Consider the following 26286-nt stretch of genomic DNA (forward strand, 5'->3'; position numbering starts at 1 on the left):
GCACGCCGATGCAGGTTATTCCACCAAAGAAAAAAATATTGATCGATTCATGGAATAAAGAACGGCCAGCAATGGCTCACCGGGATGGAACGGCATGCCGGTATTCCCGGTTGGAGCGTATCTGTTCTTCCTGACCATCCTCGCGTACCTGGCGGCGGCGCCGTTTCATGAACGGATTCGCCGGGATGAGCTGCTGGACAGAATGGCGCGGTGCACGACGCGGGGCATTGCGGACCTGGATCCGTAGGAGCGCGCTTGCCCGCGAATGCGTTTTGTCAGTGAACACCGTTGGCGCAGACAGACCGCCTTCGCGGGCAAGCGCGCTCCTACAGAGGGGCGCATTTGAGCTTGAAATCAGCGCAACGCCGAAACCATCTGCCCTATGATGGTCAATACATCCCGCGCCAGCTGCCTGGAGCGTTTGCCCGACCAGCCAGTGACGACATCCGGCGCGTCGTCGTTATCCTTGAATGGCATCTCCAGGGTCAGTGACAGGCATTTGTAGCGCTCGCCGACACTGTTGCAGGCAAGGTTCATGTTGGCCTTGCCCGGCGCGCTTTTCGGATAGCCATAGCGGGTCTGGAAATCCTTCGTCAAATCGCTCAGGCGCGCGCGGAAGTCGGCTTCCAGCTCCTTCTGCTTTTCGGTGTAACCCGGATTGCCTTCGCAGGCGGCGGTAAAGACGTAAGGGATTTCTTCGTCGCCGTGGACGTCCAGGAACATGTCCACGCCGTATTTTTCCATCTGTTCTTTGACGAAAAACACTTCAGGGCTCAACTGCGGTGTGGAGTCTTGCCAGGCGCGGTTGAGATCCTTGCCCTGAGCGTTGGTGCGCAGGTGGCCATGGAACGAACCGTCGGGGTTCATGTGCGGCACCAGGTACAGATCCGCAGAGGCGAGCAGGGTCTGCAACTCGGCATCATTTTCCTGGAGGCGCTCGATGACGCCTTCCATGAACCATTCGGCCATGTGCTCGCCGGGATGCTGCTGGGCAATGATCCAGATCTTGCGTTTGCCCGGCGCGCCGTCACCTTTGCGTAATAGCGGAATGCTGCGGCCTTCGACGCTTTTCCCGGTCGCCAGCAATTGGCTGTCGGCCCGGTTCAGTGCCTTATCGACCAGCCACTCGTGGCGTTCGCGGCTGTAGGGTTCGAAGTAAGCGAACCAGATGTGTGGCTGTTCTGGCGAGAGTTCGAAGTTCAGCGCCTTGCCGTCGAACTGGCTCGGCACGCGGAACCAGGTCTTCTGGTCGTAGGAGGCTACTGCGTTATAACCGGTCCAGGCGCGGTTGTAGCTCGATTCGCTGGCATTGGTCAGGCTGAACGCGTGGGGCTGGCCGACCTGCATACCGTCAACCTTGAAATGAAACCACTGGAAATGCGGACTGCGGGTGTCTGGGCGGATGGCCAGTTTTACATGCTGCGCATTACTTGCATCGAGCACGACGATGTTGCCGCTGTCGAAATCGCAGGTGATGGAAAGGGCGGTCTGAATCACGGAAAAGTCCTGGGTACGTTAGTGCCGACTCAACGCCGTTGAGTGGCTGTTATGACAGGTACTTTACACGCATCAGGTATCCCGACGGCGACAGAAACGTTTGCCGATGAGACTCAGGTGAACGCTTCAGCGGTGACCAGCAGGCTGCACAAAAACGCTGTCAGCAATAACCAACCGATGTGCACGCGGCGCTTGCGGCGATGCCAGCCGGTGGCTCCCATGACCGCTGCGGGCTCTTGCAGCTTGCACCACAGGCGTTCGGCCTCCTGGAAAGCATCGAGGTGCACGGGATCGGCATCGAGCCAGTGGCGAAATTCGATGCGTTGGCTGGCCGTCGCCTGGGGACTTTGCAGATGAACATACCAGCGCAGCGCCCGGGCGACAGCGTCTGACGGCGCGGGGGATTGAGTCTGGCACTGTTCGAGCAGGCGAACCATTTTGCGCTCGACCGAATCCAGATCGAGTTCGAGCAACTGGGCAATGGCGGGGTAGGGAAGCCGATCGAGGCGGCTCAACAGAAAGACCTGCTGCGTTTTGCGCGGCAGTTTTTGGATGCGGCGCCGATAAGCATCGGTCCCCTGACTGACAGGCGGGTCTGGCTGGAGTGTGGGCAGTGAGAACATCGAGCTGAGCTGATTAGTCATGGCGTTTCACTCGCATCATCCGTGTATCGTCCCTGGAAAAGGGTGGCATAATTCGTGATGTGGGTCGATGGTAGTGGCTATGAGATTCATTCTCAAGTACAGGGTCGTTTATTGCTACTTTTTTACCAAATATGTCGTTTTTGACCGTGATGCCGATTCAATGCGCATTTTCTTTTGCTATCATCCGCGCCATCGCGACAGTCGACCCTCTTCATTAGCCTGAAGAAGCAACACCGAACCAAAGCAGACCCTTCAAGGGCACGAAAAAAAAGACCCGGCAAAAAGCCGGGTCAAAAACCGTGATTAGCCTGATGAGGAGATAATCCGGAAGCCGACCTAAGGCTTCTGGGTTACCAACCGATCTCACGACCGGTTGCGCTCAATAATAATCATTATCATTTGTACGTCAAATGTTTTTTTGCATTCCTGCGAAATAGGTCATATCCCCTTCAGCCAATTGCAAGCCACGAGCGGCAGGAGAGCGCGGGTCAGCTCTTGAGGCTTGGCGCTTGTAGATCGCCGCTGCTACTCGATAGGCAGTTCTGTCGTGCGCTTGACCACGCTCATCGCGATGTTCGAGTGCGCTTCCTGGACATGGGGGCTTTGCAGCAGGTGATCGCGTAGAAATCGCTCATAACTGGCGATGTCCTGCACCACCACCTTGAGCATGAAGTCCATATCCCCGGCCATCGTGTAGCACTCCAGCACCTCGGGGTAGCCGATGATCGCCTCCTCGAATTCGGCCAGATAACGCCGGCCGTGGCCAGACAGCTTCACATCCACGAACACCGTCATGGTCAGCCCGAGCTTTGCGGGGTTGAGCAGCGCGACTTTGCGTTCGATCACGCCTTCTTCTTCCAGCCGATTGATCCGGCGCCAGCAGGGCGACTGCGACAACTCGACCCTCTCGGCAATTTCCGCAGCCGAAAGGTCGGCATCGTGCTGCAACAGTCGAAGGATTTTGCGATCGATAGGACTCAGTTTGACCTGCATGAATTGACCCTTTTTTATTCTTGAAGTGGAACAGGCATGCAGGATATGAGCAGATTTCGGCCAAATTAGAAAGAAAAAGCCTGCGCCGCACAGGCAGTATTGGCTCCGTGAGCGCCGGGTTGAACCGTCCCGGCGACCGAGCGGCAGGACCACGGCCCACAAGGCCTGCGAGGCCACTGCTCGCCACATTCAAAACGCACTAATAAAAACAAGGGAGTGCCTGAATGTCTTTGGCTGATATTCGTCTGGATGATAAGTACCGGCTCGCAACCGGCAATTTGTACCTGACCGGAACCCAGGCGCTGACCCGCTTGCCGATGCTGCAAAAACAGCGCGACGAGGCCCGCGGTCTGAACACTGCAGGTTTCATTTCCGGCTATCGTGGCTCGCCATTGGGCAATCTTGACAAGAGCCTGTGGGATGCCAAGGAATATCTTCAGGAAAACGCTATCCACTTCCAGCCCGGGGTCAACGAAGAGTTGGCGGCGACCGCGGTATGGGGCAGTCAGCAGGTCAACCTGTTTCCTCACGGCAAGTACGACGGCGTATTTGCGCTGTGGTACGGCAAGGGGCCGGGCGTCGACCGTTGCGGTGATGTTTTCAAGCACGGCAACTCGGCAGGCGTCGCGCAACATGGCGGGGTGCTGATCCTCGCGGGTGACGACCATGGTTGCAAATCGTCGACCATCGCTCACCAGAGCGAACATGCCTTCATCGCCTCGATGATTCCCGTGCTCAATCCGAGCAACGTCCAGGAAATCCTCGATTACGGCATCATCGGTTGGGAATTGTCGCGTTACAGCGGTTGCTGGGTGGCGATGAAGACCATCGCCGAAAATGTCGATTCCTCAGCGGTGGTCGAAGTTGACCCGCTGAGAATCCAGACCCGAATCCCCGACGATTTCCAGCTGCCCGCCGACGGGTTGCACATTCGCTGGCCCGACCCGCCCCTGGCCCAGGAAGCGCGCCTCAACACCTACAAGATCTACGCCGCCCGTGCCTTTGCCCGGGCGAATAACCTGAACAAGGTGGTCATCGACTCGCCAAAGCCTCGCTTGGGCATCATTACCACCGGCAAGTCCTATCTCGACGTCCGTCAGGCTCTGGAAGAGCTGGGTATCGATGAACAGTTGTGCGCGTCGGTGGGCATTCGGGTGCTCAAGGTCGGCATGAGTTGGCCATTGGAACCGGTGTCGGTTCACGGTTTCGCCGAGGGACTCGACGAAATCCTGGTGGTGGAAGAAAAACGCAGCGTGATCGAAGACCAACTCACCGGCCAGCTGTATAACTGGCCGGTGGATCAGCGTCCGCGCGTTGTAGGTGAGTTCGACGAAGAGGGCCGCTCGTTGCTGCCCAATCTCGCGGAATTGACACCGGCCATGATCGCCCGCGTGATTGCCAAGCGTCTGGCCCCCATCTACAGCAGCTCGAAAATCGAAGCGCGCCTGCAATTTCTGCAGGATAAGGAAAAAGCCCTGGCGGCGCCGCTGTTCAATACCCAACGCACCCCGCATTTCTGCTCCGGCTGCCCGCATAACACCTCGACCAAAGTGCCGGAAGGCAGCCGCGCGCTGGCGGGTATCGGTTGCCACTACATGACTATCTGGATGGACCGGGAAACCGACACTTTCACCCAGATGGGCGGCGAGGGCGTCACCTGGATTGGCCAGGCCCCGTTCACCGAAACGCCCCATGTGTTCCAGAACCTCGGCGATGGCACTTACTTTCACTCCGGGCATCTGGCGCTGCGTGCCGCGGTGGCCTCCAAGGTCAACATCACCTACAAGATCCTCTACAACGACGCCGTGGCGATGACCGGCGGACAGCCCATCGACGGCATCCTGCGGGTCGATCAGCTCAGCCGCCAGGTGTTCAACGAAGGCGTGCAGCGCATCGCACTGGTCTCGGACGATCCGGACAAATACCCGAGTCGTGAGCAGTTCGCGCCGATCACCACTTTCCATCACCGTCGCGATCTGGACAGCGTGCAGCGCGAACTGCGCGAGTTCAAAGGCGTGTCGGTGATCATCTACGACCAGACCTGCGCCACCGAAAAGCGCCGTAGGCGCAAACGCGGCACCCTGCACGATCTGGACAAGCGCGCGATCATCAACCCCGCGGTGTGTGAAGGCTGCGGCGATTGCGGCGCGAAGTCCGGCTGTCTGTCGATTCTGCCCAAGGAAACCGCAGAAGGGCGCAAGCGTGAAATCGACCAGAGCGCCTGCAACAAGGACTTCAGTTGTGTCGAGGGTTTCTGCCCAAGCTTCGTCACCGTCCACGGCGGCAAGCTGCGCAAGCCGCAATTGCCGAAACAGGCACAGGCGTTTGCCCAACTGCCTGAGCCAACGCTGCCGAGCCTCGATCAACCGTTCAACATTCTGCTGCCGGGCGTCGGCGGGACAGGCGTCACCACGGTAGGCGCGATGCTGGGTTATGCGGCGAACCTGGAGGGCAAAGGCTGCAGCGTGCTGGATCAGGCCGGCCTGGCGCAGAAGTTCGGCCCGGTGGTCAGCCATATCCGCATCGCTGCGCGTCAGGAAGATTTGTTCGCGGTGCGAATTGCCGCCGGTGAAGCGCATCTGTTGCTCGGCTGCGATCTGCTGGTGTCCTCCGGTCCTGATGCGATCGCCAAGCTCAACAGCGCCAGGTCCCACGCGGTGGTGAACAGCCAGCAGACACCAACGGCGGAATTCACCCGCAACCCGGATGCTGACTTCCCGGCCGATGCCATGATGCAAACCATTCGCGAAGCGGTCGGCACCGAGAAGACCCACTTTGTTCCTGCCACCGATCTTGCGACCAAATTGATGGGCGATAGCATCGCCAGCAACCTGTTCATGCTCGGTTATGCCTTCCAGATGGGCCTGATTCCGCTGACATCAGCAGCTATCGAAAAGGCCATCGAGCTTAACGGTGTGGCGGTCAATCTGAATCAGCAGGCGTTCCTTTGGGGGCGTCGTGCGGCGTTTGATCTGCCTGCGGTCCAGGCTGCGGCCAATCCCGAGGCCGTCACTGTCGAGCCTCAGGCGCTGAGTCTCGAACAGCGTCTGGCCAACAACACCAGGACCCTCGGCGAGTACCAGAATCAGGCTTATGGCGAGCGGTATCTGGCGCTGGTCTGCAAGGTGCGCGATGCCGAAAGTCGCCTGTTCTCCGGCGAGCCATTGGTGCTGACCGAAGCGGTGGCGTTCAACTACTTCAAGCTGCTGGCTTACAAAGACGAGTACGAAGTCGCACGGCTATACAGCAATGGTGAATTCACCCGTCAGTTGCAGGCGCAGTTCGAAGGCGATTACCGCCTGGAGTTTCATTTGGCGCCATCATGGCTCGCCAAGCGCGACCCCAATAGTGGCATCCCCCGCAAACGCAGTTTCGGTCCGTGGATGTTGAAGGCGTTCGACGTGCTGGCGAAGTTCAAATTCCTGCGCGGGACGGCCTTCGACCCCTTCGGTCGCAGTCTGGAGCGCCGTCAGGAGCGTGAACTGATCGACAGCTATGTGGCGGATATCGAGCTGATTCTGACGCACTTGAACGCAGCCAACCGCCATACGGCCTTGAGCCTGGCGCGCCTGCCGGAACGCATTCGCGGCTATGGTCACGTGAAGGAAAGCGCGATGAAGGCGGCGGCGCTGCAGGCCGCGCGGATGCGTCAGAGCCTGATCAGTGGGGAAGTGGAGTTGCCTAAGTTGTATGAGGTGGCTGCATAGCCGACAAGAGATGCGCGTGAGGTGGGGCAGTCCTCGCGCGCGAACTGTTGAATGTACAAGCGCGCTTGCCCGCGATGGCGATCGATCAGGCAATACTTTATTCCCTGATCTGCCGCCACCACCGGCAAGCGCGTTCTTACAGGTTTATTGCGGCGTAAGCTCCACCAACACCGTTCCTTCACTCACCATCTCGCCCTCTGCGCAGTACAGCGCTGAAACCGTCCCGCTCTGACTTGCGCGGATGCTGTGTTCCATTTTCATGGCCTCCAGCACCACCAGCGGCGCACCCGCATCGACCTGTTGTCCGACTTCTACCAATACCCGAACGATGCTGCCATTCATGGGCGCGCTGAGTCCGCCCTGTTGCGTGTGGCTGGCCTCGACCGCGGCGATCGGATCGACGCGCTGGACGGCATGCAGTTCACCCTGCCAGCGCAAGTACAGCGTGTCACCCTGTCGAATCGCCAGGCTATGGCGGCGTACGTCATCGTGCTGGAGGGTCAATTGCTCGCCGCGAAGCTGAACCTGATCATTGGCCGCACCGCGCAACTGGACCTTGCGCGTCTCACCCCCACAGCTCAAATACACATCCACCTCGCTCGGCAGGCCCAGCCGCATCCCATTCGCTGTCGCCCAAGGGGAATGAGGATCATCGTCACGCCTGCTGTTCGACGTGCTCTGGCGGTATGCCTGCGCCGCCGCTTGCCAAAAGTCTTCGGACAGCCCTTGCGCAGCCGGCAGCAGGTCTGCCTGATAACGCGGGATGAAACCGGTATCCAGCTCGGCTTCGGCAAAAGCCGGGTGAGCAACGATCCGCCGCACAAACCCAAGATTGGTGCGCAATCCGCCGACGGCGAACTCATCGAGCATGGCCAGCAAGCGCAGGCGCGCCTGTTCGCGATTCTCTCCCCAAGCGATCAGCTTGCCGAGCATTGGGTCGTAGAACGGCGATACTTCATCGCCTTCGGTCACGCCGCTGTCGACTCGCCGTCCCGGGCCGGGTGTCGATTCCCGATACACCTGCAGCGTGCCGGTGGCAGGCAGAAAATCATTGACCGGATCCTCGGCATACAGCCGCACCTCGATCGCGTGGCCGTTCAACGGCACCTGCTCCTGGGTGATCGGCAGCGGCGCGCCCTGGGCGACGCGAATCTGCCAGGCGACCAGATCCAGGCCAGTGATGGCCTCCGTAACCGGATGTTCGACCTGCAGGCGCGTGTTCATTTCCATGAAGAAAAACTCGCCACGGGCATCGAGCAAAAATTCCACCGTCCCGGCCCCCACATAGCCGATGGTCTGGGCCGCACGCACTGCGGCTTCACCCATGGCGCGGCGCAGTTCGGCGCTCAAACCGGGAGCGGGGGCCTCTTCGACGACTTTCTGGTGACGGCGCTGGATCGAGCAGTCACGCTCGTTGAGGTACAGGCAGTGGCCGTGTTGGTCGGCGAACACCTGGATTTCCACATGACGGGGCTTGAGGACATATTTCTCGACCAGCATCCGCGAATCACCGAACGACGATCGCGCTTCACGCTGCGCCGAGGCCAGCGCTTCGGCCAGGTCTTCCTCGCGCTCCACGACCTTCATGCCCTTGCCGCCGCCACCGGCGGTGGCCTTGAGCAGCACCGGGTAGCCGATGCGCGCGGCGGCCTCTCTGAAGGTCGCGGCGTCCTGAGCCTCGCCGTGGTAACCGGGCACCAGTGGCACGCCGGCAGTTTCCATCAACGATTTGGCCGCCGACTTGCTGCCCATGGCGTCGATGGCGGAAGCGGGCGGGCCGAGGAAAACCAGGCCTGCCTGCTCCACTGCGCGCGCGAAGGCCGCATTTTCCGAGAGAAAGCCATAGCCCGGGTGGATCGCCTGGGCGCTGCTGCTTTTGGCCGCGGCGATCAGCTTGTCGATCTGTAGGTAGCTGTCTGCGGCCTTGCTGCCCCCCAGATCCACCGCGATATCCGCTTCGCGCACGTGCCGGGCATTGCGATCGGTGGCGCTGTGCACCGCGACCGTGGTCAGCCCCATTGCCTTGGCGGTGCGCATGACGCGACAGGCAATCTCACCGCGATTGGCGACCAGTATGGAGGTCAGGGCAGGGTTGTTCGAGCCGCTCATCAGCGTGTTTCTCCACTGTTGTTATTGTTGTTGGCGTCACGCCAGCTAGGCTCGCGCTTATGCAGAAACGCGCGCAAACCTTCCTGGCCTTCAGGGCTGACACGGATGCGGGCAATCGCGTTTTCACAGTAGTGGCGCAGGTCCGGGTTGAGTTCTCCGTGGCCGACCTCGCGCAGCAGATCCTTGCTGACGCGCATGGCCTGCGGGCTGTTGAGCAACAGATTGGCGACCCACTGCTGCACCTGCTGTTCGAGTTCAGCAGCGGGGCAGGACTCGGCGAGAAGGCCGATTTCCCGGGCGCGCAAGCCGTCGAAGCGTTCAGCGGTCAAGGCATAACGCCGCGCATGGCGTTCACCGATCGCTTGCACCACGAACGGACTGATTACCGCCGGCGCCAGGCCTATCTTGACCTCCGAGAGGCAGAACTGCGCGTCGTCGGTGCCGATGGCCATGTCACAGCAACTGATCAGGCCCAGCGCGCCGCCATAGGCCGCGCCTTGTACCACCGCCAGAGACGGCAAGTTCAGCTTGGCAAGGTTGTACATCAGCTCGCCCAGTTCCCGAGCGTCGCCCAGGTTGGTGTCGTAGTCCAGATTGGCGGACTCCTGCATCCAGGCCAAGTCGGCCCCGGCGCTGAAATGCCGCCCTCGCGCACGCAGTAGCAGGAAGCGCAGGCTGCTGTCGTTGTGGATGCGCTCCAGCGCGATGATCAGTTCGCGAATCATCTGCGCGTTGAAGGCGTTGTTCTTGTCGGGACGATTGAGCCAGAGCGTGGCGAAGCCCCGTGGGTCGTGCTCTAGCTCGATGGTGTCGAAATCGCTCATGTCCAGTCCTCGGGTCACATCCGGAACACGCCGAAGCGGGTCGGTTCGATGGGGGCGTTGAGCGCGGCGCTGATCGCCAGCGCCAGAATCTCGCGGGTTTGCGCCGGATCGATCACGCCGTCATCCCACAGTCGGGCGCTGGAATAGTAGGGGTGACCCTGACGCTCGTATTGGTCGAGTATCGGCTGCTTGAGCTCGGCTTCCTGTTCGACGCTGAAGTTCTGGCCGCTGCGTTCGGCCTGTTCACGCTTGACCTGCGCCAATACCCCTGCCGCCTGTTCGCCGCCCATCACACCGATGCGCGCATTGGGCCACATCCACAGGAAGCGCGGGTCGTAGGCGCGTCCGCACATGCCGTAGTTACCGGCTCCAAAGCTGCCACCGATGATCACCGTGAACTTCGGCACCTTGGCGCAGGCAACGGCTGTCACCAGTTTGGCGCCGTGCTTGGCGATGCCGCCAGCCTCGTATTTCTGACCGACCATGAAGCCGGTGATGTTCTGCAGGAACAGCAGCGGAATACCACGCTGGCAAGCCAGTTCAATGAAATGGGCGCCTTTCTGTGCGGCTTCGGCGAACAGAATGCCGTTATTGGCCAGGATCGCGATCGGATAGCCATTCAGATGAGCGAAACCGCACACCAGCGTGGTGCCGAACAGCGCCTTGAATTCATCGAACACCGAACCATCGACCAGTCGCGCGATGACCTCGCGTACATCGAATGGCTGCTTGGGATCGGCGGAAATCACGCCATACAGTTCATCGCTGGCATACAGCGGGGCTGTTGGTGCGCGCAGCTGAAGCTCGCCCTGCTTGCGCCAGTTGAGATTGGCGATGCTGCGACGCGCCAGTTCCAGCGCGTGTTCGTCGCTGTCGGCGTAGTGGTCAGCGACCCCGGAAACCTTGCAGTGCACATCGGCGCCGCCCAGGTCCTCGGCGCTGACCACCTCACCAGTCGCGGCCTTTACCAGCGGCGGGCCCGCAAGGAAAATCGTCGCCTGTTGACGGACCATGATGGCTTCGTCGGCCATGGCTGGCACGTAGGCCCCGCCTGCGGTGCACGAGCCCATGACCACGGCGATCTGCGGGATGCCCTGGGCGCTCATGTTGGCCTGGTTGAAGAAAATCCGACCGAAATGCTCGCGGTCCGGAAACACCTCGTCCTGGCGTGGCAGGTTGGCGCCGCCCGAATCCACCAGATAAATACACGGCAGGCGATTCTGTTGCGCAATGGTTTGAGCACGCAGGTGCTTCTTGACCGTCAGCGGGTAGTACGAGCCACCTTTGACCGTGGCATCGTTGGCAATGACCATGCACTCGACACCTTCCACGCAGCCGATGCCAGCGATGACACCGGCGGCCGGAACATCTTCGCCATACACGTCGTGGGCAGCCAGCTGGCTGATTTCGAGGAACGGCGAACCGATATCGAGCAGGCCGTTGATGCGCTCACGAGGCAACAACTTACCTCGTGAGGTGTGGCGCTCCTGAGCCTTGGGGCCGCCGCCCTGGTGGACCTGAGCGAGGAGGGTGCGCAAATCGTCAACCTGCTTGCGCAACGCTTCGCGGTTGGCCAGAAACTCCGCCGAACGCGGATTGAGCTGGGTTTTCAGAATGGTCATGTGGGCCTTACTCCGTCAGGAGTCATTGAACCTAAATGGCGACTCGCGCAAATGCTCTTGCTTGCAGCTCGCCGCTCGAAACTGGGTGCTGCTTCACGCAGCTTGCCGTTCGAAACTCGCGCTGTTTCACCGCGTCTCGTTGAACAACTCGCGCCCAATCAGCATGCGACGAATCTCGCTGGTCCCGGCGCCGATCTCGTACAGCTTGGCGTCGCGCAGCAGGCGGCCTGCGGGGAATTCGTTGATGTAGCCGTTGCCGCCAAGAATCTGGATGGTATCCAGGGCCATCTGGGTCGCGCGCTCGGCGCTGTAGAGAATCACCCCCGCAGCGTCCTTGCGCGTGGTTTCACCGCGTTCACAGGCCTGCGCCACTGCATACAGGTAGGCGCGGCTGGCGTTGAGCTGGGTGTACATGTCGGCGACCTTGCCCTGGATCAGCTGGAACTCGCCGATGCTTTGGCCGAACTGCTTGCGGTCGTGGATGTAAGGCAATGCGACGTCCATGCAGGCCTGCATGATCCCGGTGGGGCCGCCGGAGAGCACGACGCGTTCGTAGTCCAGCCCGCTCATCAGCACCTTGACGCCGCCATTCAGCGAGCCGAGCAGGTTTTCTTCAGGGACTTCCACGTCGTCGAAGAACAGCTCGCAGGTGTTCGAGCCGCGCATGCCCAATTTGTCGAACTTGTTGCTGCGCGAAAATCCTTTCCAGTCGCGCTCGACGATGAACGCGCTGATGCCGTGTGGGCCTTTTTCCAGGTCGGTCTTGGCGTAAATCACGTAGGTGTTGGCGTCGGGGCCGTTGGTGATCCAGGTCTTGCTGCCATTGAGCACGTAGCGGTCACCGCGTTTGTCGGCACGCAGCTTCATGGACACTACATCGGAGCCGGCGTTTGGCTCGCTCATCGCCAGCGCGCCGACGTGTTCGCCGCTGATCAGTTTGGGCAGGTAGCGGGCTTTCTGTTCCGGGTTGCCATTGCGGTTGATCTGGTTGACGCACAAATTGGAATGCGCGCCGTAGGACAAGGCCACAGACGCCGAGCCACGACTGATCTCCTCCATTGCCACCACATGCGCGAGATAGCCAAGACCCGCGCCGCCGTATTGCTCGTCCACTGTGATGCCGAGCAAACCCATTTCCCCAAACTTGCGCCACATGTCGGCGGGAAACAGATTGTCCTTGTCGATCTGTGCAGCACGTGGCGTCAACTCGGCGGCCACGAACGCCTGCACTTGATCGCGCAGCATATCAATGGTCTCGCCGAGGCCGAAATTGAGTGTGGGGTAGTTCATGAGACTGCGTTCCCTTGTTGTTTTTGGAGGGCTGGCTAAGGGTAATAATCTGTATCACCTTTACGTTAACGTAAACCTGCGCGCGTGAGGATGTCAATCGTCGCAAGGGCGCGCTGAATAGAGAGGGGTCATGGAATGTGACGCCGACCTGGAGCGGTCCGGCGGGCCGGCGGCAGCGGTCTTGGGAGCGGCACCGCCGGCAAACCGTGTCGCTACAACCGGTTCGAGCGACTGGGAAGGAATTTCTCAAACATCAGACAGCACGAAGGGGAGCCTAGGCTCCCCTCCAAGTTCTACTGCATGCTCTTTTTTGATTTTTAGGCGGCCTGTTGTTGTTTTTGGTGGCCGGACCTACTTGGCTTTTGAGCTACCCCCATCCGGGGTCAAGAGCAAACGTATTTTTTTGAGCGCTGATATTGCTTCGATCTTGCGATTCAACCCGTGCGGTAGCTACCTGAAGGTAGTTTTATTGTTCTCTGCCCGGTCGAGAGGCCTGTGCCTCACAAAGCGATCCACTCCAAAAAAATCAGTTAGCTGCGTCTCTGTCCGTGTTGTTCTTGTTATGTCAGAGCCGATACGTCTTGTTTTTATTGGGTTACTGCGATTTGTTATTTTTGTTGTACGTAAGACATAGCAGATGCCATGCCAACTTTTTCCGATTCTGCCAGAGCCCCGGAAAACGGGGCCTTGAGGGAAATCGCCGGAACCGGTCCTGGGCCAGAGTCAGGACCAGGTGTTTCCGTGTTACCCGTTTCCCTCGCTTCAATGCCGATCAGGGTAACACTGTGTGACAACTTGTCGCACATCAGGCCGACAAACGTGCTTTCGCTACACGCGAACCGCTGGCGCGACCCAGCACATCACTGATGCGCTGGCCCGCAGCGATCAGCTTGTCGAGATCGACGCCGGTATCAATGCCCAGACCGTCGAGCATGTACAGCACATCCTCCGTGGCGACGTTGCCGGTGGCCCCTTTGGCGTAAGGGCAGCCGCCAAGCCCGGCGACGGAACTGTCGAAGACTTGTATGCCTTCCAGCAGGCTGGCGTAGATATTGGCCAGCGCCTGGCCATAGGTGTCGTGAAAGTGACCGGCCAGCTTGCCTCGGGGAATCTGGCCGGCCACCGCGTCGATCAACGCCCGGGTCGCGCCCGGCGTGCCGGTGCCGACGGTGTCGCCCAGTGACACTTCGTAACAGCCCATGGTGAACAACTCGTTGGCCACCGCGGCTACCTGTTTCGGCGCAACGGCGCCTTCGTATGGGCAGCCCAGCACGCAGGACACATATCCACGCACCTGGATGCCGTGCAGGCGCGCCGCTTCCATGATCGGCAGAAACCGGTCGAGGCTTTCGCTGATCGAGCAGTTGATATTGCGCTGAGAAAACGTCTCGGACGCTGCAGCAAACACGGCGACTTCTTTGACGCCTGCCGCCAGTGCGTCTTCGAATCCTCGTAGGTTGGGCGTGAGGGCGGCGTAGGTGACATCGTTCTTGCGCTGGATCTCGGTGAAGACCTCGGCAGAACCTGCCATTTGCGGCACCCACTTGGGCGACACGAAACTGCCGACTTCGATGTAGCCCAGGCCGGCCTCGGTGAGGTCATCTACCAGACGGATCTTGTCGGCAACATCGATGGGACGGGATTCGTTCTGCAGGCCGTCGCGTGGTCCGACTTCGACCAGACGTACGCGTTGAGGGAGCGACATGACGGGTTCCTCGAAACTAATGAAGGTATGTTTGCTATCTAGCTGTTTTTATGATGATTTTTCTAACGCTGCTTTGCATCGTTCTTCGGCGGTATCCAGTTCAAGCTGCATCTGTTGAATGTCGAGCAGCTGCTGATCAAGCTGCGCCCGACGCTCGGCGATCTTCTCCAACATGGTAGTGAGCTGTTTCTGGTTATCGCCCGTTGGATCGTACAGGCCAATCAGATCGCGACATTCGGCCAGCGAAAAGCCAATGCGTTTGCCCCGCAGGATCAGCTTCAGCGTGACCTTATCCCGCGAAGAGTAGACCCGCTCAAGGCCGCGCCGTTGGGGGCTGAGCATGCCTTGTTCTTCATAGAAGCGAATAGTCCGGGTAGTGATGTCCAGTTCGCGGGCGAGATCGGAAATGCTGTAGGTGGGGTTGCTCATGGGCGGCTCGAACGAAGGAAGCAGGAGGTAAACGTACGGCGCCCTTGACGTAAACGTCAAGCAGAGAGCCTTGTGTGAGCGTCATTTGGAGCAATAGCCCGGCCCGTCGGCGGTGGCGTTTCAAGACGCCACCGCGGGCAAGCGGTGCTGCTACAGACGATGCAGTGCTCGAAACGACATTAACAAGCCCTGGGAATGACATTGATTAAGGTGAGTAACCTGTTGAAAGAATTACTATTTAGTCTCGGTGTCAAGGTCTTTCACAAGTTTGCGTTCCTGCGTAACCACCCACTGACACAGGTCAATGATCTGCTCTCGCATCCAGCGGTTCGCAGGGTCCTGGTCGGTGCTCTCGTGCCAGTACAGATGAGTCTCAACCGTCGGTACGTCATTAACCGGCAGATGAACGAAATGCAGGTCATTGCGCCGAGCGAAGCGCTCCGGGACGGTCATGACCATATCGGTCTGATGGAGCACCTGAGGGGCCATCAGGTAATGCTGTGAGCGTAATGCGACTTTGCGTTGAATGCCCATCTTGCCAAGGGCCAGGTCCACGTGACCCAACCCGCTGCGACGACTGGAAATATGGATATGGGCCACCGACAGATAGTCGTCCAGGGTGATCGATCCCTTGCTGGCCAACGGGTGACCTTTGCGCATGGCGCAGACGTAACTGTCTTCCATCAGTTTGACGTGACGCACCTGTGGGTCGGTGTTCAGCGGCGCATCGACGGCGAAATCCAGACGACCGGCGGCCAGTTCCTTGGTGGATTCCCGACGTTTGGACAAGAAGCTCTCAATGGTCACCGCCGGGGCCAGGCGCCGCAGACGCTGAAACAGCGCAGGCAGGATGATTGCCTCGGTGAGGTCAGTCATGCTGATGCGGTAATTCTTGACCGCCTGCAGGGGATTGAAAATACGGCTTTCCTGCACCGAAACCCGCAGCAGCGACAGCGCATTGCGCACCGGGCCGATGATGTTCTGCGCCATCGGCGTCGGCACCATGCCCTGAGCGGTACGCACGAACAACGGGTCGTTGAAGGTTTCCCGCAGGCGGGCCAAGGCATTGGAAACAGCAGGCTGGGTAATGCCAACGATCTGCCCGGCGCGGGTCAGGTTAGCCTCGGTGTAGATGGCGTCAAACACAATAAAGAGGTTGAGATCGACCTTGCTCAGATTCATTGCTGTGCGCCTCACGCTATTTTTGTTGTGGGTCTGTTGGCGATTGAGAATCGCCAAATCATATATCGGTTATGAATGTTTATACACGGTGAGAATAGATTAGATAAATAGAGGGCGCTGATCTAGCATCCCTTGCATGTTTCGAAACACCTCACCAGAAGGTAGCTGCCCCATGGATTTCGCTTACTCCCCCAAGGTTCAGGAATTACGCGAGCGTGTCACGGCGTTCATGGACGCTTATGTGTATCCGGCCGAGCCGGTGTTCGAGCGTCAGGTTGCCGAAGGGGACCGCTGGCAGCCCACCGCGATCATGGAGGAGCTCAAGGCCCGGGCCAAAGCCGAGGGCTTGTGGAACCTGTTCCTGCCCGAATCGCAGCTGGGAGCGGGCCTGACCAATCTGGAGTACGCGCCACTGGCTGAGATCATGGGCCGTTCGCTGCTGGGCCCCGAGCCGTTCAATTGCTCGGCGCCAGACACCGGCAATATGGAAGTGCTGGTGCGATACGCCAGCGAAGCGCAGAAGCAGCAGTGGTTGCAGCCGTTGCTGCGCGGCAAGATCCGCTCGGCATTTGCCATGACCGAACCGGACGTGGCGTCCTCGGACGCGACCAACATGGCTGCTCGCGCTGTGCGTGATGGCGATGAGTGGGTCATCAATGGTCGCAAATGGTGGACCTCCGGCGCCTGTGACCCGCGCTGCAAGATCATGATCTTCATGGGCCTGAGCAATCCCGATGGTCCACGTCACCAGCAGCATTCGATGATTCTGGTGCCGACCGATGCACCAGGGGTGAAAATCGTGCGCCCGTTACCGGTCTTCGGTTACGACGATGCGCCCCATGGGCATGCCGAAGTGCTGTTCGAGAATGTCCGGGTGCCGTACGAAAACGTACTGCTCGGTGAGGGAAGAGGCTTCGAGATCGCGCAAGGGCGCTTGGGGCCTGGTCGCATCCACCATTGCATGCGTTCGATCGGCATGGCGGAACGCGCGCTGGAGCTGATGTGCAAGCGATCGGTACAGCGTACGGCGTTCGGTCGCCCGCTGGCACGGTTGGGCGGCAACATCGACAAGATCGCCGACTCGCGGATGGAAATCGACATGGCGCGCCTGTTGACCCTGAAAGCGGCGTACATGATGGACACGGTGGGCAACAAGGTGGCGAAGAGCGAGATCGCGCAAATCAAGGTAGTGGCGCCCAATGTCGCGCTACGCGTGATCGATCGCGCCATCCAGATTCACGGCGGCGCCGGGGTTTCGGGGGATTTCCCGCTGGCTTACATGTACGCGATGCAGCGCACCTTGCGTCTGGCGGACGGCCCGGACGAGGTGCATCGCGCGGCGATCGGCAAATATGAGGTCGGCAAGTACGTGCCCAGGGAGCTGATGCGTAGCGAGCATCGTTGATCCATCCAGCGCGCAACCCTGTCGCCGTCCGGCTTGCCGGCGGTGGCATACGTCCCGCTGCCGACGGCAAGTCGGACGGCTACAGACTCGGCGCTGCACGGCCGATCAATGCACCCACACCTCAACGCGACGATTCTTGATCCGCCCCTCGTCACCGTCATTCGCTGCTACCGGCATTTCGTCGCCGAATCCGCGCACATCCCGCAGGATCACGTCGCTTTTCAGCAATTCCCGGCGCACGGCCATCGCTCGTAGTTTCGACAGCAGCTGCGCCCGCGCAGGGTCGCTCTTGGCGTCACCAAAACCCGCCAGCGTGACTTTCTGATTCAGTTTGTCGTGGGTTTTCAAGTAATCGACCACTCGCTTGAGGTCACGCTGCGCTTTGGTGTCCAGGGCAGCGCTGCCTTGAGCGAAGCGGAAGTTCACCGACAGGCGTTCTGCAGTTCGCGTCAGGTTCTGATATTCCAACGGCATCTGCGCGGTTGTGCGGACTTGCACCGCCTGAACGGTCTGCGCGACAAACCCGCTTTGGGCGACGATGGATTGACCTTGCGGGCTCTGTGCAAAGCGCACCAGCGCCCTGGCCCAACGCTGCTGCGAGCCCGACGGCAGGTAGAAATACAGCCTGCGCGACAGCGGGTAATCTTCCGTGGCAATCAGGCTGACACTGGGCAACATCGGCTTGGACTCGCCATCAATAATCGCCACGGCCCTGGCCTGACCAATATAGGGCAGGCCGATGAAGCCGATGCCCTGGCGGTCTTGGCTGACCTCATCGGACAACGCGTCGCTCGATTCAAATCGTTGCGCGGCACTTGCCAGCGCCTTGCGAGATTTTGCCAGTACCAACTCGTTAAAGGTGTCGAACGTGCCGGATTGTTGATCACGGGCATATACATGAATGGCCCCGCCAGTGCCGCCAAGGGCTTCCCAGTCACGAATTTCTCCAGAGAAGATTTTCGCCAGTTGGCCCATGCTCAATTCCCGCAGCGGATTGTCGGGATGCAGGATGATCGCGACCCCGTCGATGGCGATCACCTGCTCGGCATCATGGCTGCGCAGGTCGCCCAGGCCTGCAAGCTCGGCGGCTTCGCGCGCCTTGATCGGCCGGGAAGAGGCCGCGAGATCGGCCCGGCCAGCCTTGAGAGCGGCGAAGCCGGTGCTCGATCCATGGGCTGCCACTTCGATGCCGACACGCTGGCCGGAAGGCAATTGCCCGATGATGCGCATTTCATTCGCGTGGCCGCCGGCCTGCTGTTCAATCCCCTGGGCTCCTTGTTGAGTCAATAGCCCCACGACCAATGCTGGCCCGAGTTGCGCGCCGATGGTGTTGGAACCCTGAATCCGTAGCGCGGGGCTACCGTCGGAGGGCGCGGACAGGGGAGATGCCGGTGCCCATGACGGCACTGTAAGGATGAGCAATGCCACAAGGGCGGAGATATTGGAACGAGTGCGCTGCATGTGCGGCATCTTCTTGGGGACGGAAGTTGCCGGAGAATAAGACAGGTGCGTTACGGGTATGTGACAGGCGATTAACACGTGGATGGTCGCGCCCGGGTCGACGCATTTGCGGTCGCACTCCCGACTAGCCGGCGGTGGCGTTCATGAGGTTGCCACCGCTGGCAAGGCGCACGTCTGCTGAACGTCGATGCTCTGAATAATCAGCTCAGTTCAAGCCAGATCGGCGCATGGTCCGAGGGCTTTTCCATCCCGCGCAGGTCGTAGTCCACGCCCGCGGCCTTGATCCTGGGCTGCAGACCGTGGGAGGCCAGAATCAGATCGATGCGCAGGCCGCGCTTGGGTTGGTCCTCGAAACCGCGGCTGCGGTAGTCGAACCAGCTGAACTGATCGACCACTTCCGGGTACAGATGGCGGAAGCTGTCCACCAGTCCCCAGTTCTTCAACTTGGCCATCCATTCCCTTTCTTCGGGCAGGAAGCTGCATTTGCCGGTCTTCAACCAGCGCTTGGCGTTGTCCGGGCCGATGCCGATGTCGCTGTCTTCCGGGGAAATGTTCACGTCGCCCATGACCACCAGCGGCTGATCGTTACTGAAGCGGGTTTCCAGCAATTGCTGAAGATCAGCGTAGAACCTGGTCTTGGCCGGAAACTTGGTAGGGTGATCGCGGCTTTCGCCCTGTGGGAAGTAGCCGTTCATGATGGTCACCGGCACGCCGTTGCGATCAGCGAAAGTGCCCCAGATGAAGCGGCGTTGGGCCTCTTCATCGTCGGTGTCGAAACCCTTGTGCAAAGCCAGCGGCGCCTGGCGCGACAGCAAAGCGACGCCGTAATGGCCTTTTTGCCCGTGGAAATGCACGTGGTAGCCCAGCGCTTCGATTTCGGCCTGTGGGAACTGATCGTCCGAGACCTTGGTTTCCTGCAGGCCGATGACGTCTGGCTGGTGCTTTTCAATCAGCGCCGCCAGTTGGTGCGGGCGGGCGCGCAGGCCGTTGATGTTGAAAGACACAATTTTCATAGACGGCAGTCCTGGCAAAAATCAAACCGCGATGCTAGCCGACCTGTCGAACGACGGCCAGCGCGGAGCGCGATCTCGCGATTCGGACAGGCTGCTACGCTGAGGGAAACGTCTGAAAATCGCTGGAACTGTCGTCAGCGGCTGCGACTCGAACGCCTGACACCACGAACCCGGCGCAACGCCTCGGGTCGTCATCGGAAGGGACACGATTAAATGCCTGAATCAGCGAATACACTGGCCAAGATCCGTCAACTGGACAGTGGGTACTCCCGAGAGTCTCGCTCAGTGCTGTACCAGGCATACCGACACGAGCCGAGTTTTGGCTACCTGTTCGAAGCCGGGCGCGCGGGTTACGAGCAACGGGTCCGGGCGACCATTCGCGAATTGGTCAAACAGCACTTTTTGCAAGACATGCCGGCACTTGGGCTATTCGTCGACGACCGCCTGGTCGGCGTGGCGCTGATCGCACCGCCCCAGCGCCGCCTGGGTATCACCGAAAGCTGGGCATGGCGCCTGCGCATGGTCATGAGCACCGGTCTGCGCTGCACCCAGCGCTATCTGGAGTATTACCAGTCGGTACTGGCGTGCCTGCCGTCGGATGCGGTGCACGTATTACCGCTGTTTGGTGTGCACCCCGATTTCCAGGGGCAACATTATGGCGAGCAATTGTTGCAGGCGCTGCATGACTGGTGCGCGGTGGACGAAAACTCTCAGGGCATCGTTCTGGACACCGGAAACGGTCACTATCTTGAGTTCTATAAGCGCCAGGGCTATGAGGAAATCGGCGAAGTCGCTGTGGGACCAATCCGGGAGCACGTATTTTTTCATCCCAACCCCCAGGTTTCATTGGGTTCCATGGCTTGAACGCGGACCTTCTCTCAACTTCCGCGGGCTCCAGCAGCACCCGCCGCTCGTGTTAGCATCCGCGCCTATGAAGTATCCCCGTCGATTTACAAGTGGTTTTCTCCTGATGTTCTCCAGCTGTGCAGCGTTTGCCGACGCCCAGCTGGATGTGCGGATCAAGCCTTCCAATTCCGAGCTCAAATCCAATATCGAAGGGTATGTGGGCAGCCTCGGCGAGCGCGACGAACAGGCGCTCGAGCGTTTCAGCGTGGGCGCCGTCGAGCAGGCGCAGAAAGCCGCGCAGGCCCTGGGCTATTACCAGGCGCAGATAGACAGCCAGGTCAAACGCATCAACAAGGATCTGCAGTTGGTCCTGAACGTGCAGCCCGGTGAGCCGGTGCATTTGCGCAACGTGACCGTTCGAGTCCAGGGCGCGGCCAGTCAGCTCAAGGCATTCAAGGTGCCCAAGAGCGACGCGCTCAAGCCAGGCGCGGTGCTCAATCATGGTTATTACGAAGACGCCAAGAAGCTGATCCAGAACCAGGCGGCGCGCTATGGGTTTTTCAACGGCCGCTTTGTCACCCAGCGGCTTTCGGTTGACCCCCGTGCCGGGGTCGCCGACATCGAACTGGTCTACGACAGCGGACCCCGCTTCATGCTGGGCAAGGTCTCGTTCAGTGGCGATGCGCCGTTCGACGAGGATCTGCTGCGGCGTATGGTGCCGTTCAAGGCCGATACGCCCTACGATTCCGAGCTGATCGCCGATCTCAGCCAGGCCATGCAGTCCAGCGGTTACTTCGAAGGCGTGCGGGTCGATGCCTCGCCGACTGCCGCGCAGGCTCAGGTGATTCCGGTAGATGTGCAATTGCAGACCCGCAAGCCCCGCACCATGGGCCTTGGCGTGGGTTATTCGACCGACGTCGGGCCGCGGGTCAAGGCCAACTGGACGCGTCACTGGGTCAATCCTCAAGGCCACAGCTATGGCTTGGAATCGGAACTCTCGGCACCTCGGCAAAACATCGGGCTGTTCTATGACATTCCCCTTGACCCGCCGTTGACCGACAAGCTGCGTTTCGCGGGCGGCTACCAATACGAAGAAATCGCCGACACCGACAGCCTCAGCAAACTGCTGACCGTGGGGCCGGAGTGGCACAGCAAGCTGCCCAGTGGATGGGAGCGGGTCATTTCGCTGAAATGGCAGCGCGAAGAGTACCGCCTGGGCAACGATGAAGGGCTGAGTACCTTGCTGATGCCGGGTATCAGCTATTCCTACCTGCGCAGCGATAACCGGATCGATCCGCACAACGGCTACCGGCTGCAATTCGAGACGCAAGTCGCGAAGGAAGGCCTGGGATCGGATGCCAATGTGCTCCATGGCACGGCGTTGCTCAAAGGTCTGACCACCGTCGCGCAGAACCATCGCTTCCTGGGGCGGATACAAGTTGGCGGCAGCGCAACCAATGGCTACAAATCCATTCCGCCCTCGCTGCGCTTCTTCGCCGGTGGCGATCAGAGCGTGCGTGGCTACGACTACCAGTCCCTGTCTCCGGAAAACTCCGACGGCGACAAGATCGGTGGGCGTTACATGATCGCTGGCAGCGCCGAATATCAGTATTCCATTGCCGAAAAGTGGCGGGTGGCCGCATTCGTCGATCAGGGCAACTCCTTCAACTCTCTGGACTTGCCCAGCCTGAAGACCGGTGTCGGCATCGGTATTCGCTGGGTTTCGCCGGTCGGCCCGTTGCGTTTGGACCTGGCTCACGCTCTGGATGATGACGGCGGTATTCGTCTGCACTTCTCGATGGGACCTGAACTGTGACGCGTACGGCACTGATCAAACGTATTGCTGTGTATGTCGTCATCGGCTTGCTGGCGGTTGTCCTGTTGAGCAGCGCCGCGCTCGGCCTGATTCTGGGCACCCAACCCGGCAGTCGGTGGGCACTGGGGCAGGTGCCTGGCCTGCATGTACAGAACTTCACCGGTCGTCTCGGCGGGCAATGGCAGGCTGACTCGCTGGTCTGGGAGCAGGGCGAAAGCAAGGTCGAGGTAGACGCCCCGATGTTTGCCTGGTCGATGTCCTGCCTGCTGCGCATGACCTTATGCATCGACAACCTGCAAACCGGCGACATTCGTCTGCGCTTCGCCCCCTCCGGTGCGGCAGAAAGCACTGGCCCGATCACGTTGCCTGACCTCAGGTTGCCACTGGCGCTGGAGTTGGGGCGCGTGCAGGTAGGCAGTCTGCACTTGGACGGCACGGAGCAGGTGCGTGATGTGCAACTGGCGGCGCACTGGACGGCTGATGGGTTGAAGATCGATTCGATGCACGCGCAACGTGACGATATCGTTTTGGATTTGAGCGGTTTGCTCAAGCCGAGCGCTGATTGGCCGCTGACGGCTCAGGGTCAGGTCAAGCTGCCTGACGTCAGCGGCAAACCGTTGTCATTGGCGTTGGATGTCGAGGGCGACCTGCTCAAGACGCTTGATCTCAATGCGCAAACCAGCGGCTATATCGACGCGAAACTGGTCGGGCAGTTGCAGCCGCTGGTGGAGAATCTACCCGCCGAAATCGCGATCACCAGCGACAGCTTCAAGCCCGACGCCAATCTGCCGGACACCCTGCAACTCAACAAACTGACGCTCAACGCCAAGGGCGATCTGCTGCAGGGCTACACGATCCTCGGCAACGCCAGTCTGCCCGCCGAGCAGGGGCCGGTAACACTGGCATTGCAAGGTCGGGTCGATGCCAAGGGCGCTGACATCAGCGCGCTGGACCTGACGGCCGCCGCCGAACAGCGATTAAAGGTGAGCGGCAAGGTGGATTGGCAGAAAGGGCTGAGTGCCGATGCCACAATCGATTGGCTCGACTTCCCGTGGCATCGGCTGTATCCGGTCATCGACGAGCCGCAAGTCAGTATTCACACGTTCAAGGGTGAGGTGTCTTACACCGACGGCAAGTACCTGGGTAACTTCGACGGCGCGTTCAAAGGCCCGGCCGGGCCGTTCAGCCTGAAAAGCCCGTTCAGCGGCGATCTGCAACAGATCTTCCTGCCGCAACTGGAACTGGTTGCCGGGCAGGGCAAGGCCAACGGTCACCTGAATGTCGGCTTTGCCGACGGCGTTTCCTGGGATACCGCCTTGGACCTGAGCGCAATCGATCCATCGTTCTGGGTCGGTGAATTGCCGGGCTCGCTCGCCGGTCCACTGCGCAGCAATGGCGCGTTCAAGAACGAGCAGCTGAACTTGAACGCCGATCTGGACCTCAAGGGGCGCCTGCGCGGCCAGCCTGCGGTGTTGCAGGCCAAGGCCGATGGCGCAGGAGACCGATGGAACGTCAGCGCACTGGACATTCGTCTCGGGGATAACCGTATTCAGGGCGCCGGCAGCCTGCAGCAAAAGCTGGCGGGGCAACTGGACCTCAACCTGCCGCGCCTGGGCCAGCTGTGGCCGCGCCTGCAAGGGCAGATCAAAGGTCATCTTGATCTGGCCGGCACACTGCAGGCGCCTCAGGGGCAACTGGCGTTGCAAGGCACGCAACTGGCCTACGACACCAACAAGCTGCAAAGCCTGAATCTGATGGCCAAGCTGGACAATGCCCAGCGCGGCACGGTCGATCTGAAGACCACCGGCATACAAACCGGCGATACCGCGCTGGGCACGTTGACCGTCAATGGCCAAGGCGACATCAAACGCCAGCAAGTCAAACTCGATCTGCGGGGGCCATTGCTCAAGCTGGCGTTGGCACTCGACGGCAATCTCGACAAAGGCAACTGGCGCGGGCGTCTTGCCAGTGGCGACATTCAAACCGGCGGCCAGGACTGGAAGCTGCAACAGCCTGCCAGGCTGGAGCGTCTGGCGGATGGCAAGACCAATTTCGGCGCCCATTGCTGGGTGTCGGGGCCTGCCAGTCTGTGCGGCGAGGATCAACGCCTGATGCCCGATCCGCGCCTGCGTTACCATCTCAAGCAATTCCCGCTGGACAGCCTGGCGCAGTGGCTGCCGAAGGATTTCGCCTGGAAAGGCTCGCTCAATGCTGACGTGCAACTGGACGTTCCCGCCACAGGCCCCAATGGCCAGATCGTGATCGATGCCAGTGGCGGCACGTTGCGGGTAAAGGACAAGAACCAGTGGCTGGACTTCCCATACCAGACCCTGAAACTCACCAGTAGCCTGACGCCGAAGAAAGTCGACACCAATCTGGATTTTCGCGGTGGCAAACTGGGCGATCTGCTGGCGCGCTTGAGCATCGATCCATTGGGCAAGAACAAACCCGTCAATGGCGATTTCAATCTCACCGGGCTGGATGTGTCGGTGACACGACCGTTCGTACCGATGATCGAAAAACTCAACGGCAAGCTCAACGGCAGCGGTCGTATTTCAGGCGGTCTGCTGGCGCCTGAGGTCAACGGCAACGTTACCCTCAGCGATGGCGAGGTGTCCGGGCCGGAGCTGCCGGTCAGCATGGAAAAACTCAACGTGCAGGCGCTGATCGCCGGCGAGAACGTGCAGCTCAAGGGCAACTGGAGCAGCGGGCCGACCGGGCAGGGCAGCGTCGGCGGCCATATCGGCTGGGCCGAGGCGCTGGATGTCAACGTTAGCTTGCAGGGTTCGCGCTTGCCGATCGTGGTCGAGCCTTACGCCAGGCTCGAAGCAGCGCCTGATCTGAAAATCACCCTGCAAGGCGATCGGCTGGCGGTGTCCGGCAAGGTGCTGATCCCCAAAGGTGAGATCACCGTTCGCCAGCTTCCGCCGTCCACGGTCAAGGTATCTGACGACACGGTGATCGTCGGCGCGCAGACCAAGGAAGGCAAACCGCCCATGGCGATCGCAATGGATGTCAACGTGGAGGTCGGTCAGGAAAAACTCAGCTTCAGCGGGTTCGGGCTGACGGCCGATCTGGCGGGTCATGTGCACATTGGCGACAACCTCGACACCCGGGGCGAGCTGAATCTGAATGATGGCCGTTACCGGGCTTACGGCCAGCGCCTGACCATTCGCAAGGCGCGCTTGCTGTTTGCCGGCCCCGTGGACCAGCCCTACCTGGACATCGAAGCGATTCGCCAGACCGATGACGTCATCGCCGGTATCCGCCTGACCGGCAGCGCCGAGCAGCCGACCACCACGGTATTCTCGGAACCGGCCATGAGCCAGGAGCAGGCGCTGTCTTATCTGGTGCTGGGACGTCCCCTGAGCACCAATGGCGAAGACAGCAACATGGTGGCTCAGGCTGCGCTGGCATTGGGCCTGGCGGGTGGATCGTCAACCGCTGGCAAACTGGCCTCGGGGCTGGGGATCAAGGATTTCGATCTGGATACCTCAGGCAGCGGTGACAAGACCGCCGTGGTCGCCAGCGGCAAGATCACCGACAAGCTCAGCGTGCGGTATGGGGTGGGAGTGTTCGAACCGGCCAATACCATCGCGTTGCGTTATCTATTGAGCAAAAAGGTGTATCTGGAGGCGGCCGGCGGCGTGGCGAGTTCGCTGGATATTTTCTATAAGCGGGATTTCTAGCGCTGCAACAATCCCTGTAGGAGCGCGCCTGCCCGCGATTGATCGACAGCCGGC

At 60.3% G+C, this 26286-nt stretch carries 18 protein-coding genes; 6 read left to right on the forward strand and 12 right to left on the reverse strand.

Annotated elements, in window-relative coordinates; translation table 11 throughout:
• The first annotated feature begins 94 nt into the window (after positions 1-94).
• Positions 95-247 carry a hypothetical protein gene (locus CE491_RS30405; RefSeq protein WP_199885224.1) on the forward strand — a complete coding sequence of 51 codons (153 nt, stop codon included), beginning with the start codon at positions 95-97 and terminating at the stop codon, positions 245-247.
• A gap of 107 nt (positions 248-354) precedes the next feature.
• Here CE491_RS30405 and CE491_RS23140 read toward each other — a convergent pair whose 3' ends face one another.
• From CE491_RS23140 to CE491_RS23150, 3 genes are all read right to left on the reverse strand, one after another.
• Positions 355-1494: a M14 family metallopeptidase gene (locus CE491_RS23140; protein ID WP_110950869.1), complete on the reverse strand. Its 1140-nt coding sequence runs from the start codon at positions 1492-1494 to the stop codon at positions 355-357.
• 116 nt (positions 1495-1610) lie between these two features.
• Positions 1611-2141: a DUF4880 domain-containing protein gene (locus CE491_RS23145; protein WP_110950664.1), complete on the reverse strand. Its 531-nt coding sequence runs from the start codon at positions 2139-2141 to the stop codon at positions 1611-1613.
• A 525-nt stretch (positions 2142-2666) separates the two neighbouring features.
• Complete coding sequence (locus CE491_RS23150; RefSeq protein ID WP_110950665.1) at positions 2667-3134, reverse strand: Lrp/AsnC family transcriptional regulator; 468 nt, start codon at positions 3132-3134, stop codon at positions 2667-2669.
• 224 nt (positions 3135-3358) lie between these two features.
• Here CE491_RS23150 and CE491_RS23155 point away from each other — a divergent pair, with 224 nt between their 5' ends.
• Positions 3359-6841 (forward strand): indolepyruvate ferredoxin oxidoreductase family protein, encoded by a 3483-nt coding sequence (locus CE491_RS23155; protein WP_110950666.1) that lies wholly within the window; start codon positions 3359-3361, stop codon positions 6839-6841.
• Between the two features lie 144 nt (positions 6842-6985).
• Here CE491_RS23155 and CE491_RS23160 read toward each other — a convergent pair whose 3' ends face one another.
• From CE491_RS23160 to CE491_RS23190, 7 genes are all read right to left on the reverse strand, one after another.
• Positions 6986-8950, reverse strand: a complete 1965-nt coding sequence (locus tag CE491_RS23160) for an acetyl/propionyl/methylcrotonyl-CoA carboxylase subunit alpha (protein ID WP_110950667.1) — start codon at positions 8948-8950, stop codon at positions 6986-6988.
• The gene (locus tag CE491_RS23165; protein WP_110950668.1) at positions 8950-9774 is read right to left on the reverse strand and encodes a gamma-carboxygeranoyl-CoA hydratase; all 825 of its coding nucleotides are present in this window, start codon (positions 9772-9774) and stop codon (positions 8950-8952) included. Before CE491_RS23165 ends, CE491_RS23160 begins: the two co-directional genes overlap by 1 nt.
• 14 nt (positions 9775-9788) lie before the next feature.
• Entirely contained in the window at positions 9789-11396 is a 1608-nt protein-coding gene (locus CE491_RS23170; RefSeq protein WP_110950669.1) for a carboxyl transferase domain-containing protein, read from the reverse strand.
• 126 nt (positions 11397-11522) lie between these two features.
• Positions 11523-12686: an isovaleryl-CoA dehydrogenase gene (locus CE491_RS23175; protein ID WP_110950670.1), complete on the reverse strand. Its 1164-nt coding sequence runs from the start codon at positions 12684-12686 to the stop codon at positions 11523-11525.
• 805 nt (positions 12687-13491) lie between these two features.
• Complete coding sequence (locus CE491_RS23180) at positions 13492-14391, reverse strand: hydroxymethylglutaryl-CoA lyase (RefSeq protein ID WP_110950671.1); 900 nt, start codon at positions 14389-14391, stop codon at positions 13492-13494.
• A gap of 48 nt (positions 14392-14439) precedes the next feature.
• A complete protein-coding gene (locus CE491_RS23185; RefSeq protein WP_110950672.1) occupies positions 14440-14820 on the reverse strand; it encodes a MerR family transcriptional regulator in 381 nt (126 codons plus the stop codon).
• Between the two features lie 234 nt (positions 14821-15054).
• Positions 15055-16002: a LysR family transcriptional regulator gene (locus tag CE491_RS23190; RefSeq protein ID WP_110950673.1), complete on the reverse strand. Its 948-nt coding sequence runs from the start codon at positions 16000-16002 to the stop codon at positions 15055-15057.
• A gap of 172 nt (positions 16003-16174) precedes the next feature.
• Here CE491_RS23190 and CE491_RS23195 point away from each other — a divergent pair, with 172 nt between their 5' ends.
• The gene (locus CE491_RS23195; RefSeq protein ID WP_110950674.1) at positions 16175-17407 is read left to right on the forward strand and encodes an acyl-CoA dehydrogenase; all 1233 of its coding nucleotides are present in this window, start codon (positions 16175-16177) and stop codon (positions 17405-17407) included.
• 105 nt (positions 17408-17512) lie between these two features.
• On the opposite strand, the gene CE491_RS23200 is transcribed toward CE491_RS23195, so the two are convergent.
• Both CE491_RS23200 and xthA read right to left on the reverse strand, forming a co-directional pair.
• A complete protein-coding gene (locus tag CE491_RS23200; RefSeq protein ID WP_407681363.1) occupies positions 17513-18877 on the reverse strand; it encodes a substrate-binding domain-containing protein in 1365 nt (454 codons plus the stop codon).
• Positions 18878-19068: 191 nt separating this feature from the next.
• Positions 19069-19881: an exodeoxyribonuclease III gene (gene xthA / locus CE491_RS23205; protein WP_110950676.1), complete on the reverse strand. Its 813-nt coding sequence runs from the start codon at positions 19879-19881 to the stop codon at positions 19069-19071.
• 213 nt (positions 19882-20094) lie between these two features.
• On the opposite strand from xthA, the gene CE491_RS23210 reads away from it, so the two are divergent.
• The 3 genes from CE491_RS23210 (at position 20095) to CE491_RS23220 (ending at position 26232) form a co-directional block, all read left to right on the forward strand.
• A complete protein-coding gene (locus CE491_RS23210) occupies positions 20095-20745 on the forward strand; it encodes a GNAT family N-acetyltransferase (RefSeq protein WP_110950677.1) in 651 nt (216 codons plus the stop codon).
• 67 nt (positions 20746-20812) lie between these two features.
• Positions 20813-22543, forward strand: coding sequence for an autotransporter assembly complex protein TamA (locus CE491_RS23215; RefSeq protein WP_110950678.1), 1731 nt, complete (start codon positions 20813-20815; stop codon positions 22541-22543).
• Positions 22540-26232 carry a translocation/assembly module TamB domain-containing protein gene (locus tag CE491_RS23220; RefSeq protein WP_407681364.1) on the forward strand — a complete coding sequence of 1231 codons (3693 nt, stop codon included), beginning with the start codon at positions 22540-22542 and terminating at the stop codon, positions 26230-26232. The genes CE491_RS23215 and CE491_RS23220 overlap by 4 nt, the downstream gene beginning before the upstream one ends.
• The last annotated feature ends 54 nt before the right edge of the window (positions 26233-26286 follow it).

This window comes from Pseudomonas bohemica (assembly GCF_002934685.1).
Classification (GTDB): Bacteria; Pseudomonadota; Gammaproteobacteria; order Pseudomonadales; family Pseudomonadaceae; genus Aquipseudomonas; species Aquipseudomonas bohemica.

Coding starts and splice junctions, on each gene's coding strand:
- CE491_RS23150 (WP_110950665.1), bottom strand. CDS start 3,134: ATGCAGGTCAAACTGAGTCCTATCGATCGCAAAATCCTTCGACTGTTG.
- CE491_RS23185 (WP_110950672.1), bottom strand. CDS start 14,820: ATGAGCAACCCCACCTACAGCATTTCCGATCTCGCCCGCGAACTGGAC.
- CE491_RS23215 (WP_110950678.1), top strand. CDS start 20,813: ATGAAGTATCCCCGTCGATTTACAAGTGGTTTTCTCCTGATGTTCTCC.
- xthA (WP_110950676.1), bottom strand. CDS start 19,881: ATGAAAATTGTGTCTTTCAACATCAACGGCCTGCGCGCCCGCCCGCAC.
- CE491_RS30405 (WP_199885224.1), top strand. CDS start 95: ATGCCGGTATTCCCGGTTGGAGCGTATCTGTTCTTCCTGACCATCCTC.
- CE491_RS23195 (WP_110950674.1), top strand. CDS start 16,175: ATGGATTTCGCTTACTCCCCCAAGGTTCAGGAATTACGCGAGCGTGTC.
- CE491_RS23210 (WP_110950677.1), top strand. CDS start 20,095: ATGCCTGAATCAGCGAATACACTGGCCAAGATCCGTCAACTGGACAGT.
- CE491_RS23165 (WP_110950668.1), bottom strand. CDS start 9,774: ATGAGCGATTTCGACACCATCGAGCTAGAGCACGACCCACGGGGCTTC.
- CE491_RS23155 (WP_110950666.1), top strand. CDS start 3,359: ATGTCTTTGGCTGATATTCGTCTGGATGATAAGTACCGGCTCGCAACC.
- CE491_RS23160 (WP_110950667.1), bottom strand. CDS start 8,950: ATGAGCGGCTCGAACAACCCTGCCCTGACCTCCATACTGGTCGCCAAT.
- CE491_RS23200 (WP_407681363.1), bottom strand. CDS start 18,877: ATGCCGCACATGCAGCGCACTCGTTCCAATATCTCCGCCCTTGTGGCA.
- CE491_RS23190 (WP_110950673.1), bottom strand. CDS start 16,002: ATGAATCTGAGCAAGGTCGATCTCAACCTCTTTATTGTGTTTGACGCC.
- CE491_RS23145 (WP_110950664.1), bottom strand. CDS start 2,141: ATGACTAATCAGCTCAGCTCGATGTTCTCACTGCCCACACTCCAGCCA.
- CE491_RS23175 (WP_110950670.1), bottom strand. CDS start 12,686: ATGAACTACCCCACACTCAATTTCGGCCTCGGCGAGACCATTGATATG.
- CE491_RS23180 (WP_110950671.1), bottom strand. CDS start 14,391: ATGTCGCTCCCTCAACGCGTACGTCTGGTCGAAGTCGGACCACGCGAC.
- CE491_RS23170 (WP_110950669.1), bottom strand. CDS start 11,396: ATGACCATTCTGAAAACCCAGCTCAATCCGCGTTCGGCGGAGTTTCTG.